Annotated in this window: 16 protein-coding genes, 1 tRNA gene and 1 pseudogene; 7 read left to right on the top strand and 11 right to left on the bottom strand. The window is 68.5% G+C overall.

Annotated elements, in window-relative coordinates; genetic code table 11:
* Window positions 1–70 precede the first annotated feature (70 nt).
* From IE321_RS38320 to IE321_RS38310, 3 genes are all read left to right on the top strand, one after another.
* Entirely contained in the window at window positions 71–727 is a 657-nt protein-coding gene (locus IE321_RS38320; protein WP_190226316.1) for a CatB-related O-acetyltransferase, read from the top strand.
* Window positions 728–741: 14 nt separating this feature from the next.
* Complete coding sequence (locus IE321_RS38315) at window positions 742–1617, top strand: Vgb family protein (protein ID WP_229916759.1); 876 nt, start codon at window positions 742–744, stop codon at window positions 1615–1617.
* A 63-nt stretch (window positions 1618–1680) separates the two neighbouring features.
* The gene (locus IE321_RS38310) at window positions 1681–2028 is read left to right on the top strand and encodes a YciI family protein (RefSeq protein ID WP_190226312.1); all 348 of its coding nucleotides are present in this window, start codon (window positions 1681–1683) and stop codon (window positions 2026–2028) included.
* 127 nt (window positions 2029–2155) lie between these two features.
* Here IE321_RS38310 and IE321_RS38300 read toward each other — a convergent pair whose 3' ends face one another.
* The 5 genes from IE321_RS38300 to IE321_RS38280 form a co-directional block, all read right to left on the bottom strand.
* The gene (locus IE321_RS38300) at window positions 2156–2593 is read right to left on the bottom strand and encodes a hypothetical protein (protein ID WP_190226311.1); all 438 of its coding nucleotides are present in this window, start codon (window positions 2591–2593) and stop codon (window positions 2156–2158) included.
* 375 nt (window positions 2594–2968) lie between these two features.
* A complete protein-coding gene (locus IE321_RS38295) occupies window positions 2969–3520 on the bottom strand; it encodes a hypothetical protein (RefSeq protein WP_190226310.1) in 552 nt (183 codons plus the stop codon).
* A 308-nt stretch (window positions 3521–3828) separates the two neighbouring features.
* A tRNA-Met gene (locus IE321_RS38290) sits at window positions 3829–3902 on the bottom strand.
* A 66-nt stretch (window positions 3903–3968) separates the two neighbouring features.
* Window positions 3969–4169 (bottom strand): cold-shock protein, encoded by a 201-nt coding sequence (locus IE321_RS38285; RefSeq protein WP_190226309.1) that lies wholly within the window; start codon window positions 4167–4169, stop codon window positions 3969–3971.
* Between the two features lie 209 nt (window positions 4170–4378).
* The gene (locus IE321_RS38280) at window positions 4379–4630 is read right to left on the bottom strand and encodes a hypothetical protein (RefSeq protein ID WP_373316661.1); all 252 of its coding nucleotides are present in this window, start codon (window positions 4628–4630) and stop codon (window positions 4379–4381) included.
* A 557-nt stretch (window positions 4631–5187) separates the two neighbouring features.
* Between IE321_RS38280 and IE321_RS38275 the strand changes: the two genes are divergently transcribed.
* Complete coding sequence (locus IE321_RS38275) at window positions 5188–5985, top strand: hypothetical protein (RefSeq protein WP_190226308.1); 798 nt, start codon at window positions 5188–5190, stop codon at window positions 5983–5985.
* Between the two features lie 318 nt (window positions 5986–6303).
* Window positions 6304–6861, top strand: coding sequence for a hypothetical protein (locus IE321_RS38270; protein WP_229916761.1), 558 nt, complete (start codon window positions 6304–6306; stop codon window positions 6859–6861).
* 25 nt (window positions 6862–6886) lie between these two features.
* On the opposite strand, the gene IE321_RS42545 is transcribed toward IE321_RS38270, so the two are convergent.
* Window positions 6887–7570 (bottom strand): Fic family protein, encoded by a 684-nt coding sequence (locus tag IE321_RS42545; RefSeq protein WP_229916757.1) that lies wholly within the window; start codon window positions 7568–7570, stop codon window positions 6887–6889.
* Window positions 7560–8150 carry a hypothetical protein gene (locus IE321_RS38260; protein WP_190226306.1) on the bottom strand — a complete coding sequence of 197 codons (591 nt, stop codon included), beginning with the start codon at window positions 8148–8150 and terminating at the stop codon, window positions 7560–7562. Before IE321_RS38260 ends, IE321_RS42545 begins: the two co-directional genes overlap by 11 nt.
* A 349-nt stretch (window positions 8151–8499) precedes the next feature.
* Between IE321_RS38260 and IE321_RS38255 the strand changes: the two genes are divergently transcribed.
* Together IE321_RS38255 and IE321_RS38250 are read left to right on the top strand one after the other, a co-directional pair.
* Entirely contained in the window at window positions 8500–9045 is a 546-nt protein-coding gene (locus tag IE321_RS38255; protein WP_190226305.1) for a ferredoxin, read from the top strand.
* A gap of 72 nt (window positions 9046–9117) precedes the next feature.
* Window positions 9118–9579 (top strand): hypothetical protein, encoded by a 462-nt coding sequence (locus IE321_RS38250; protein ID WP_190226304.1) that lies wholly within the window; start codon window positions 9118–9120, stop codon window positions 9577–9579.
* 17 nt (window positions 9580–9596) lie between these two features.
* Here IE321_RS38250 and IE321_RS38245 read toward each other — a convergent pair.
* From IE321_RS38245 to IE321_RS38230, 4 genes and pseudogenes are all read right to left on the bottom strand, one after another.
* Window positions 9597–10360, bottom strand: a pseudogene (locus tag IE321_RS38245) (IS5 family transposase).
* 111 nt (window positions 10361–10471) lie between these two features.
* Window positions 10472–10855 (bottom strand): hypothetical protein, encoded by a 384-nt coding sequence (locus tag IE321_RS38240; protein ID WP_229916755.1) that lies wholly within the window; start codon window positions 10853–10855, stop codon window positions 10472–10474.
* Between the two features lie 543 nt (window positions 10856–11398).
* A complete protein-coding gene (locus IE321_RS38235; RefSeq protein WP_190226303.1) occupies window positions 11399–11713 on the bottom strand; it encodes a VOC family protein in 315 nt (104 codons plus the stop codon).
* Between the two features lie 43 nt (window positions 11714–11756).
* Window positions 11757–12170: a hypothetical protein gene (locus IE321_RS38230; protein WP_190226302.1), complete on the bottom strand. Its 414-nt coding sequence runs from the start codon at window positions 12168–12170 to the stop codon at window positions 11757–11759.
* Window positions 12171–12276 lie beyond the last annotated feature (106 nt).

The raw sequence follows: 12276 nt of genomic DNA, 5'->3' as shown, positions 1-12276 counted from the left end.
TCCAGACCGAAGCCGTTTCCTGGTCCTCTTCCGCCGCAGCCCGGTCACACCCCTCCTGAGGAGTAGAGCTCTGTCTCCCGACCCCACCGCCCTCCACCCGCTGCCCGCCCACGACCGGGTGGTGTTCCTCAAGCCCCTGGTCACCTCGCCGACCATCACCGTGGGCGAGTACACCTACTACGACGACCCTGGCGGCGCCACGGACTTCGAGCACCGCAACGTCCTCTACGCCTACGGGCCCGAGCGCCTGGTCATCGGCAGGTACTGCGCGCTCGCCACGGGGACCACCTTCCTGATGGCCGGGGCCGAACATCCCACCATGGGGGTGTCCACCTACCCGTTCACCATGTTCGGCGGCCGCTGGGCCGAGCAGACCCTGGACATCGTCACCACCATGCCCAGCCGCGGTGACACGGTCGTCGGCAACGACGTCTGGTTCGGCTACGGGGCGACCGTCATGCCCGGTGTACGCATCGGGGACGGCGCGATCATCGCGGCCGGCGCGGTGATCACGGCCGACGTCCCGCCGTACACGATCGTCGGCGGTAACCCGGCCCGGCCGATCCGCCGGCGCTTCGACGAAGCCGACGTCGAACGGCTGCAACGCGCCGCCTGGTGGGAGTGGCCCGCCGACCTCGTCACCGACCACGCCCGCACCATCATTGCCGGAACCCCCACCGACATCGCCCGCATCGCCACCGAACACGGATTGGACAAGTCCCTTTGAACCCTGTGACCCAGGTGTCCATCGAAGAGCGCACGGTGGCCGACCCCACGGCCGGACCCTACGCCCTCACCACAGGCCCGGACGGCGCCCTGTGGTTCACCCTCGTCCACGGCGGCCGACTCGGCCGGCTCGTCCCCGACGGGGAACCGACGAGCCACCGGCTCGACCCCGACTGCGGACCGACCGTCATCACCCCCGGCCCGGACGGCGCCCTGTGGTTCACCGAGTACCGGGCGGACCGGATCGGACGCATCGCCACCGACGGCGTGATCGACGAGTTCGCCCTGCCCACGCCCGACTGCGGGCCGTTCGGCATCGCGGCGGGCCCCGACGGCGCGCTGTGGTTCACCGAGACCGCCGCCGACCGCATCGGCCGCCTCACCGTCAACGGCCGCGTCACCGAGTTCCCGCTCCCCGTGACCGGCGCCTTCCCGTCCGCGATCACCGCTGGCGGCGACGGCGGGATGTGGTTCACCCTCAACCAGGCCAACGCCATCGGCCGGATCGGCATGGACGGCGCCGTCGTCCTCCACCCCCTTCCGACCGAGGAGGCCGCACCAGTGGGAATCGCCGCGAGCCACCACGGAGCGCTGTGGTTCACCGAGATCGCCGCCGGGCAGATCGGCCGGATCACCCCCGACGGGCGGATCACCGAGTTCCCGTTGCCCGATCGCACCGCACGGCCGCACGCCGTCACCGTCGACGACGACGGCACCGTGTGGTTCACCGAATGGGGAGGCAACCGCGTCGGCGCCCTCACCCCCGACGGCTCCCTCACCGTCCACGACCTCCCCACCCCCCGCTCCGAACCCCACGGCATCGCCGTCGGCCCCGACGGCGCCCTGTGGACCGCGCTCGAAACCGGCGCGCTCGCCCGCATCACCACCTGACCACCCCTTCCCACTCCGCCGAATTGACAGCGGCCGCCACACGGCGGCTTGAGAGGAGCATCCATGAAATACGCGCTCGTGATCTTCGAGACGGACGAGTCGCGCCGCCGGATCCAGGCCGACCGTGCCGCGTACCGCAAGGAGTACGAGGGCTGGATCGGCGGGCTCGCGGCGGCCGGGAAGCTGGTGGGGGGCGAGGCCCTGGAGACCGAGCACACCGCCCCCGCGACCGTACGCACCGCGGCCGACGGGACGACGGTGGTGACCGACGGACCCGCGCACACCGGTGAGGAGACCCTCGGCGGCTGGTTCGTCGTCGACGTGGCCGACCGCGCGGAAGCCCTCGAACTGGCCAGGAGCCTGCCCACCCCCGAGACCGTCGAGATCCGCCCCCTCCTCGAATCCGCCTGACCGGGCATCTGTCGAACGCGCCTTCGCCCTGCTGATGTCCTGGCGACTGCTCCGACGAGCCAGATGATCCACTCACCGCATCGGCACCGCCGTCCAGCCCGTCCACACCCTGCTGACCTGCAGCTATTCAGGATGAAAACGGCTCAGTCCCCGCTTTCGAAGGCGTGACCCGTGTCAACGGTCCCGGCTGCGCTTGCGTCGCCAGGGCGTGTGCGACCTGGTGTCGCTTCTTTCGGCGGGCGGTCCGTGCATGCCGGAAGGCGTTCACCGCCGTGCAGGCGATAAGGCCGGTGAGGGCGGCGCCGCCGACAACGTGGAGCATCGGTCCGTACGGGTTGACGGTCTCGGCGCCGCTGTTGCCGGTGAGGGCACCGAGGGGCAGGACGAGAAAGGTGGTGACGAGGAGGGAGCCCGGAAAGGAGAGGAAGAACAGGACGGCCTGGGTTTGGTCGCTGTGGAGTCCGGCCGTCCCGCGGGCCGCGGTCGCCGCTGCGATGAGCCCGACGTAGACGCAGGCGAGCACGGTGGCCTTCCGGCCGGCGCAGGCGGTGCGCTGAGCACTCATGACGGGTCGCCACCATTCTCCAGAGGGCCGGAAAGGGGGGTACCGGCATACGGTCGGCCGTCCCCTCGCCGCAACACGGGACGCGGGCAGCCCGGCCACCCTCGGGAACAGATTGTTGAACATGTTCAATTCTAATGCCATGGGGATGGATCATCCCTGCTCGCATCGAGTTCCTGGAGCCCAGCCCAGTCCTGCGATGCGGCGAAAGGTCCCCGGGCGCCTGACGGGTACGAGCCCTCACCCGTGCGGAGCTCACGCCGTAGGGCTCGGCACCGCCCGCCCCCAGCACCTGGACGACGGGGATGACGTGCCCAGCCGCTGCCCTCGCCCGCTGCCCTCGCCCGGTGTCCCGGCGGCAAACGAACCGCAGAAGTCTCACATGTACGCGAAGTACCGATCGTTCCAGTACGCCACCCCCACGTCGCTCTCGGCTTCGTCCTCGCCGTCGGTCACCTCGCCGGCAGCAACCAGCGCCGCGATCAGCTCCTCGTCCCGGTGCGCTTCCAGAAACGACGGTCCGTCGTAGCGCTCACGGAGCAGCTCCGCCGGGACGAAGGTGCACCCCACCGCCGTACAGACGCCGTCGAGCCACGTCACGAACTCCTGGGTCAGAGCGGCCTCGCTGCCGGGGGCACTCTCGTCGACCACCCCTCTCACGGTGACGAAGTAGGTACCGAAATTGCTCATCGCGACACGTAGAGGCCGGCCGAGACCCGTCGCGTCCGCCGGAACATCGATGACGCCGTAGAAGCTGGCATCCTGAGCCAGGCCACCTGTACAGGACGGTCCGAAGCGTTCCTCCAGGACGCTCACGAGCCGGGCGAAGCATTCCCGTGCAGCGTCCGGATCGAAAGCTTCAGGTCGCTCCAGATGGCGGGGGTCGTCGTACTCCAGGAGGAGCTGACGGATCTGGCCCAGAGGGAGCACGCTGTCCCCTTTCGTCAGTTCTGGCGCCGGGATGTGCCATAAGCCCGCAGCCCGGGCACGCTACCCAGCCGCGTGAACCGGTGAGACCAGCTCACCCGGCATGCACCCAGCTGTTCCGGGACGTTCAGGCCCGCCCACCGCGGCCGCCAGCAGCCCCGCCCGGCTCTCGCCGAACGCTGCCGGGACGCGCCCGCCGCACCGCCAGCGTGTAGTCAGCGCTCACCCACGCAGCGCGGCCCAGGTTCGCCCCCGGTGATGGCGGGGATACGCGACAGGGGCCCGGCAGTTGCCGGACCCCTGTCCTTTAGTAGCGGGGACAGGATTTGAACCTGCGACCTCTGGGTTATGAGCCCAGCGAGCTACCGAGCTGCTCCACCCCGCGTCGGTGAAACAACTCTACACAGCGTCCGACGCGGAACCGGCAGCATTTTCCGTGCGGGCTTGAGGGTCAGGCACGGACGATGTTCTGGGCCTGCGGGCCCTTCTGCCCCTGCGTCACATCGAAGGTCACCGTCTCGCCCTCGGCGAGTTCGCGGTAGCCGTTGCCGGAGATGTGGGAGTAATGAGCGAAGACATCCGCGCCGCCGTCCTGGGCGATGAAGCCGAAGCCCTTCTCCGCGTTGAACCACTTCACGGTACCGCTGGCCATACTCGTATCCATTCGATCCTGCCGGGAGCCCCGGCCACTCGAGAAGAAGGACACCTTCCCCTGCTGGGGAGACGTCCAGCACCTGTGCCCTGCCGCCCGCGATCCGGCTGATCTAGTCGCGCGGGCCATCGGGTCGGCGCGGACCGGGAGGCGGGGGCGGGGTTACTTGCCCTTGGCGGCTTCCTTGAGCTTCGAGCCCGCGGAGACCTTCACGCAGCGAAGCCCGCGGTGTCCGGTGCCCCGAGCGCGTAGCCGACGGCCCGCCCCGCGCCGTCGTCGAGTACGAAGGCGAAGTCCGGTTCCAGCTCCACGTAGGGGTAGGCGAAGATCACGGGCATCAGCTCGGGATCGGGGTAGAGACCGGAGGAGTCCCCGCCTTCGTGCGCCGTCCTGACGCAGATGTCCGCGAGTTCGGCGCGGTCCGAGGGGCGGTAGCGGCGGACGAAGGCTGTTGTTGTCACCCGGGTGATGGTTCCAGGTAGGGAGCGCTCCCACAATGTGCCGGCAGACGTATGAGGGGCCACTGGCGATCGCTCCGCGAAAGTCCATGGGCGCTGTTGCCCAGCGCTGCTCAAGGAACGCAGTTCAGCACGCCGGCAGGGGACGTGAGGCGGGTGCCGACCGGGCAGGGGGGACTGTGGGCGCGGCCCCACACTGGCCCGCTGCGAGCCCCGCCCGATAGGCCATGGCGTCTTCTGTTCCCCCTACCCGCGGTGATGGACGTCTGGCTCGGTCGACGGTCGAGACGTCGCGTGCCGACGGGTTCGGAGGCGCCAGCGTTCTTGCCGAGGCGGCATCGACGTGTTCCTGACGAAGACGTTCACCGATCCCAGGACCCTGCTCAGTGAGGGTGCGGCGGTCGCTCCGTTTCCCTCGGAGCGCACCGTTGCGCCTCTCCGCGCCGATGTCGCTCGTGCCGCGTCGGAGTCGTGCTCGGGCGTTTCGGGGTGGCCGATCGATGTGTGACCGTGACCCTGCCGCGATGCAGACGGTGTGCAGCGATCTTTACGATTCCGCCATGATCATGTCGTCTATAGATCCCCACTCGGAAAGCTTCGCCGACGGCCAGGCCATGGGCGTGCTCCTCGCGACCGGCATAGCGCTGATCGTCATCTGGGTCGCGACCCGGACGTGGCGTCGCGGCCCGAAGCCGACGGGCGGGGTGACCGCTGAACGGGCCATGGCCCTTGCCGTCCGGCGGGAGAACATCGTCCGGGGTGTGCTGCTGGTCGTCGCTGCGGCGGGACTGCTGCGGGGGTTCACCTACGAGGGGGAACCACCCGCCGCCGACGCGGCCCCTGTCGTCCAGGACTCCGCAACCACCGACCCGACCGCCACGAAGGCACCGGCACAGCTTGAGCGTGTCATCGCCGCCGCCCCTCGCGTCGGCTCCTACCGCCTGATCACCGGCACCCAGGCCGCCGAGTACGAGCAGATGACCTCGGGCCAGGCGACGTCGGGCAAGCAGTGGTTCTACGACGGCCCAGGCCAGGGACCGGTAGGCGCAGTGCTGCAGATCAACGCCGTCGAATGGGACGCCGAGCTGGCCGCAACCAAGAGCTCCCAGACCATGACCCACGAACTGCGCACCTTCTTCGCCGGCGCGCAGGCCACCGAGGTCAAGGCCTTCGAGGCGGGCCCCTGGGGCGGCAAGCTCAGCTGTGGCTTCGCGGCATCGACTGCCGGAAGGCCCATCGCGTGTGCCTGGACCGACTCCGGTACGTGGGGCCGGGTGATGCTGACGGACGAGCAGAGCCTTGCCCGGGCGGCCGAGCTCGCCCTGCAATTCCGCACCGAGTCGGAGTCACGCACCTGACAGGCACCGGAGCCTCGCAACCCCGGTGCGCGCTCCGTAGCGTGAACTCAGAGCCTTGGAGGCGAGTCTGCCGTGTGGGCGATCGCTTGGCACGGCTGGCCCGCAGCGGGCGACGGATCGCATCCGGGCAGTCGGTTTTGGCTGGGTGCCGGTCCGTGATCGCGACTCGGCAGTGGCCGGGCTGCGGGAGACTGTGGGGTGCCTACTTCCCGATCACTTGCAGCCTCCGGGGAGATACGCGCGTATCTCATCGATGAGCTGAATCTCGCTGTGCGGCGTCCCAGTGCGTTCGGGAGGGAGTCGGAGCTGGCCTTGCGGATGCTGGTGGATCATTTGCTGGTCGTGGAGTGCCAGCCAGAGGGTTTGATCGAGCAGCAGCGCGAGTGGCAAGAGCGCGGTGCCTGGTCGAGCACCGGTGTCGCGGGCGTGTTCCGTGATCTGATCCCGGAGCGCTACTACGAGTACGGAATTGCCTCGGTGTATGCCGAGTTTGCGCACCTACGCGGCTGGCTCAAGCCCGACCGTGTATTGGCCCCTGACGAACACGCCCACATGCAGGGTACGGTCCGCCAGTGGGCAGCTGAGGACCGCGTGTGGACCGACGTCGTTGATGCGTTCGGCGCCCCGTCCGTGCTGTTCGGCAGTACGAACCCCTCCTACGGCAAGACCCTCGGCTACCTGACCGAGAACCCGCAGGAACCGATGGTGTCCTTCCACCTCTGGAACGGAGGGAACGGCGGTGCTCCGGGAGCCGAGCAGACATGGCCGCCACCGTATGAAGAGCCCCTCCTGCTCGCGGTGCGCTTCGGAAGGGGGCCCTTCCGCCAGACCTTCACCTTCACCCCGGAGGGCCGGCGACGGCTGCCTGCGGAGTAGTGGCTCAGGAGCATCGGGCGAGGAATCACCCTCCGATAGGTCTGCTCAGGAGAACCGGAGGACGGCTGCTGCCTCGGCGGGGGAGTCTGGTGGCCCGTTGATGGGTCGAACGGATGAGGACGAGAACCAGAGCGGCCAGGTCGGCCGCCCCGGCGTCATCGTCCGCGTAGCGCGTGGTCTGCAAAGGGCCGACATGGTCCAAACGGACTCCCTCCAGCTCCAAGACGTAGGCCAGGGTGAGCATGGCGAGGCGGGCGTTGCCGTCCGGGAAGGGATGGAAGAAGGCCACGTCCAAGTACGCCCTGGCCGCGCGGGCGGCCAGGGGGACTCGCGGGTCGGCGCTGTCGCGCAGACAGCGCTCGAAGTCGTTCTGGGTGTGTGAGGTGAGGGCGTAGCGCTCCCGGCCACCTTTGGCGAAGGCGTCGCCTTGTCGGAACCGCACCCCAGGTATGCCGAGGACCAGCTGCTGCCAGCCGGTCAGAAGCGTGCAGGTGAGCGGGAGTCCATGAGAAGCGTCGGTGCGCGATCGAGTCAGCGCCGCGAGCAATCGCCGGCCTCGAGCGGGATCCGCGGAACGGCTGCCTTCCCGGCACCAGATGACAAAGCCGTCCACGAGGGGCGCGACCGGGGCCGTCGCCTCACCGGCCGCTGACGTCCAGTCGATCTCGTTCCTGATCCGGCCCCAGGCGGCCAAGGCGTCAGTGTTCACGGTAGGGCTGCACTCCGGTCAGTTCCACGGCGAGGTCCTCTCCCACGGTGTCGATGAGGGTCCGCGATGGCGCGATCCAGCTCTCGAACCGTCCGCCGATCGCGGTGTCGACCGCAGCTTTCGCGTCCTGAGCTCCCATGCCCGTGGAGGAGAGGAACCACGTCAGCACCGTGTGACAGAGGCCGTACCAGCCGCACTGGGCACCCGTACGGTCCATGACCACGGTCACGAGCCGGGTCGCCGCCCGTTCCAGATGCCAGCTGCGATCCTCGGCATGCGCTCCATGGGGTGGAGCCAACTGCTCGAACCGATCCGCCAACTCCTCCAGCCAATCGCGCCACTCCAGCAGCGACGCGACCACCAGGGCGGCCGTTGCCACGGGCTCATCCACGGAATGGGAGGCGCAGCACCACTGGGTGACGCCGCCACCGCCTACGCCCTCGCCGCCCGCCCAATGCCATCCGCAGGTCCATCGACCGTATCGGGCGGCCAGGAGCACCGTGACCTCGTTGGTGAAGCGATGTCTTTCTGCCCACCCGGCATCGTCACCAGGCACCATCGAGGCGATCACCGCGGTCATCTCGGACGCCTCCGCTTCGTCCCAGTCGAAGGCGATGCGGTCGGGATCGACGGCAGACCACGGCAGCCAGGCCGGAGCGAGCTCGTAGTCGATTTCCGTGATGTTCCTCCAAACCAGGCGCGGTCGAACAACCGGGTGATCATGCCAAAGGCCCGTAGCCTTGGCACGCTGATTTCAGGCGCACCTCTCTCACATCAGGGCACACAGCGCGAGGCGGTGGCGCGTCAGGCGCCTCTTTCGTGGCGGCGCCGGTAGCGGGCGTTGCCCCCGGTGGATGCCCGTGGTGAGACAAAGACCCAGCGGCCCCTCGCGCGACGCGTGGATCGGGGGGCAAAAGTACCCTGCCCCCATGACGCTCTACTTCGACGCGGCGGCGGTGCTCTTCCAAGTGCACCCGAGCTGTCACGGGCGCTGGGGCGACCGGCTGTGGCTCAACGTCCCGGGGCCGGTGTACGGCGCCGAGACGGACAACTGCGCGACAGGTCGGCTCGAAGCCCCGCGTCACGTCCACTACGGCGGTCAGTACTTCACCGAGTACGTATACCGCCAACCGCGCACACCGGACGAGGTGAGAGACGTACTCAGTGCCATCGAAGCGGACCCCATGGACGGCTACGCCTGGGACGGAGACCAGTGGTGGACACCGGAGCTGGTCCGGGAGTGGTGGCGGGACCGGGAGCGGATCCTGGAGTACCTGAGAGACCAGATGCACGAGTGGGAGCGGTACGACCGGTGGGTCCCGAGCCAACGAGCAGTGGAGGGCGCTCTGGACTTCGCGGCCTACATCGCCGGCGGCACCGACGCCGGAAGCCTGGAGACGGACCTGCGGATCTACCTCTACTGGCTGCAGGAACGCCGCTCTCCCACCCTGGCCGACCGACTGCCCGGGCTCTAGATCGATGCACCCTTCCACCGCGGAATGCGTTCGCCGCCTGCCGTTCGACATCTCCTTCTGAGGGGCGCGACCATGAAGAAGTCGATTTTGGTCGAGTCCATCAGGTATTCCGCGGCGTGCCCGGGATGCGGTGCCGAGGCGGAGTGGCTGGGTGTTCAGGCCCTGGTGGGCGAGGAACTCCGCTGGGATGCCGAGTCGACGTGTCCGGCCTGCGGGTCCGCTGCGGCGGTCTGTGGCGGTGACCTGCCGGAGGAGCTGCGTGACCGACTGCTCTCCGAGCACGGGCGGGCACGGTTGCGGGTGGCCCCGCAGACAAGGAACGCCGCCGTCATGCGGGTCCTGCGGGCGGAACTCGGCATCGGACTGGGCGAGGTCCGGGCCGTGCTGGAGCAGATTTCGACCGGGCAGTACACAGGGACCCTGCCCGAGATGGAACTCCTGGCGCGGAAGCTGCGGGCATCCGGCATCGAAGCGGCCGCTTCACGGATGGGGGATCGAGCGAGCCTGCCGGGCGGAACGGCCGGGTTCGGCTAGGAGTTGTCGTCAAAGTGTCACGCCCACATCAGGAGTGATGCGAGAGTGATGGCCGCCTTGTAGGACTCGGCAGTCTTGTCGTACCGGGTGGCGATGCCGCGCCATTGCTTCAAGCGGTTGAAGCACCGTTCCACGATGTTGCGCCGCTTGTAGATCTGTTTGTCGAAGGCCGGCGGGCGGCCACCCCGGCTGCCCCGCCGGGCCCGGTTGCCGACCTGGTCGGCCCTTTCCGGAATAGTGTGCGGGATGCTCCGGCGTCGCAGCCAGGCGCGGATCGCCTTCGAGCTGTAACCCTTGTCGCCGATGACGTGGCCGGGCCGGACACGCGGTCGTCCCGCCCCGAGGCGGGGTACGCGTATCGCCTTCATCACGGCGGTGAACTGGGTGCAGTCGTTGGTGTTGCCGCCGGTGACCACCAGGGCGAGGGGGCGACCCAGGCCGTCGCAGGCCAGATGAATCTTGTTGGTCAGACCGCCTCTGGAGCGACCGAGCGCCGGGCTGCGGTGCCCCCTTTTCGGGCCCCGGCCGCGTGCTGATGGGACCGGACGATGCTGGAGTCGACCGACACCAGCCAGTCGATGTCTCCAGCTGCATCCGCCCGGGCCTGTGCGGTCTGCAGCATTCGGTCGAACGTGCCGTCCGCCGCCCAGCGGCGGAAGCGGGTGTGCAGGCTGGCCCAGGAGCCGTACCGCTCGGGCACATCTCGCCAGGCCACCCCGGCCCGGAACTTCCAGACGATCCCGTTGAGCATCGTCCGGTCGTCCAGCCGAGGTCGCCCCATCGACGTCCGAGGCAGCAATGGCCGCACGAAATCCCACTCGGCATCCGTCAGTTCATGACGTCGTATCACCCGATCATGATTCACCAGCCGAGATCACATAGGCGGCAGAACCTAGCGACTCGTCTTGGCGTCGCTGTTCACGTACGAGTCGATGCTGACCGAGTAGCCGGCCCCGGTGGTGAGGTCGGGGCGGCTTCCATGACCGTCTTTCGCGAGGCGCTCGGCGGTGAGGAAGACGATCGACAGGGTCATGTCCTCTCTGATGAAGCGCAGGTCGCCGAGCAAGGCTTCGGGGTCCTGAGTCCATCCGTCCCGTACCACCGCCGTCCAGTAGTGCGCGGTCACTTCGGCCCGTGTGCCAGGGAAGGTGTACGTCCGGTCGGCATACACCACGACCTCACCGCTGTCCGCCCAGCAGCCGGCGTCCACTTCCTCGAATCCCCGGGCGATGGTGGCTCCGTCGGGCCGGGAGTTGAGGATGTCGAGCGCCGCCATCTCCTTTACCCGGTCGTCAGTCCCCTCGCAGTCTCTGGTGAGTTCCAGCAGGGCGCAGCCGGTGAGCGTGGCAGCCGCAAGCGTGGTCGACAGGAGCAGGGATATCGGGTGGGTGGTACTTGTCCGCAGGGGCAAAGAGGGATCCAGGGTGCGGGCCCGGGCGGAGGGGGAGAGGCCGCCGGACAAGAGAGTCATACGTGCCGGCTCCGGAGCAGGCACGGCCCAGTTCTACCAGCAGTCGTGACTCTCGTTCTTGATGTGAGCGTGGCACATTGACGACACCGCCTAGGTCCGCGACGAGTTCGGAACGGCAGAGCGAGGGCTCTGAGATAGTCGACATCTTCGCCCCGGCACCCCCGGAGATGTCGTGAATCTCGACGACCAGCGAGCAGCAATAATCAGCTCCTGGAACGCCCGGCATCCGGGGAACCAGATCTGACCCGCCCTCACAGCCGCAGTCACTCTGCGTGAGCCCATCACACAACTTTGTGCCAGAACCCGAGGATGGGCAGTGCTTTCGGCCTGGAGAGTGATGGGTCGTGCTCAGGTCGAGTGGACTTCGACCGTGCGGCCGTCGGGGTCGGTGAGGGTGTGGTGTCCTGGTGTGAGTGGTGGAGTGGCCGTGTTGCCGTCGATGGCCAGGCCGAGGCGTAGTGCGTCCGTCTGGCGTTCAGGGCGGGCTGGGTAGAGCTCGAACACCATGCCGTTCGGAAGGACCGCGGCGTAGTGCTCGGGACCGTGGCCGTGCCGCTCCGCGGTGAAGTCCAGGCCAAGACTCTGGTAGAAACGCCGGCATTCCTCAAGTCGCGGCGAGTACAGCACCAGCAACGTCACGCCGACTGGCATCGGGTCACTCATCGATTCCTGGCCTTTGCTGACGAGCGAGGCCCGTCGTAGTGGACTACGAGTACACCTGCCACCAGCGGTCCGCCTCGGCGCGAGCCACTTCGGCGTCGTACTGATGCGCGTCGAAGTGGAGCTCCGGCGGCGGGGAGGGGGCGGGAGTGAGAGGGGACGACCACGGCACCTCCCAGTCCGACCACTGGACGATCTCCCCGCACCGCTGTACGACCACGGTCAGGAAGCCGCAGCAGCCGCCCGTGCACTCGGGTTCCCCCAGCTCCAGGCGGCGCGGTTCGCCGGTCGCTCGCAACGGGCTGGGCAGCCCCGCCGGCAGCATCTGGGCCGCGTACGGTCCGCGGCCACCGTCGTCGACCGCTTCCTGAACGACGTCCTCACCATTGACCCAGAATCGCAGCGTGGCAGCGAACCGGGGTCCCGGCGGCAGCGCCTTGATCTCCAGACAGTCGAACATCAGACCACTGTACGGGGCGCGCCGATGCCCGGGATCCACGTCACCGGCTTCCCCTTATGACACGTTCCGGTAGGCGGCAGCAGGCCGGACCACGGGGTGGCCCCAG

This window comes from Streptomyces hydrogenans (assembly GCF_014656075.1).
Classification (GTDB): Bacteria; Actinomycetota; Actinomycetes; order Streptomycetales; family Streptomycetaceae; genus Streptomyces; species Streptomyces hydrogenans.
Note: the sequence above shows the minus strand (reverse complement) of the source record. Positions and strands in the feature narration are given on the sequence as shown.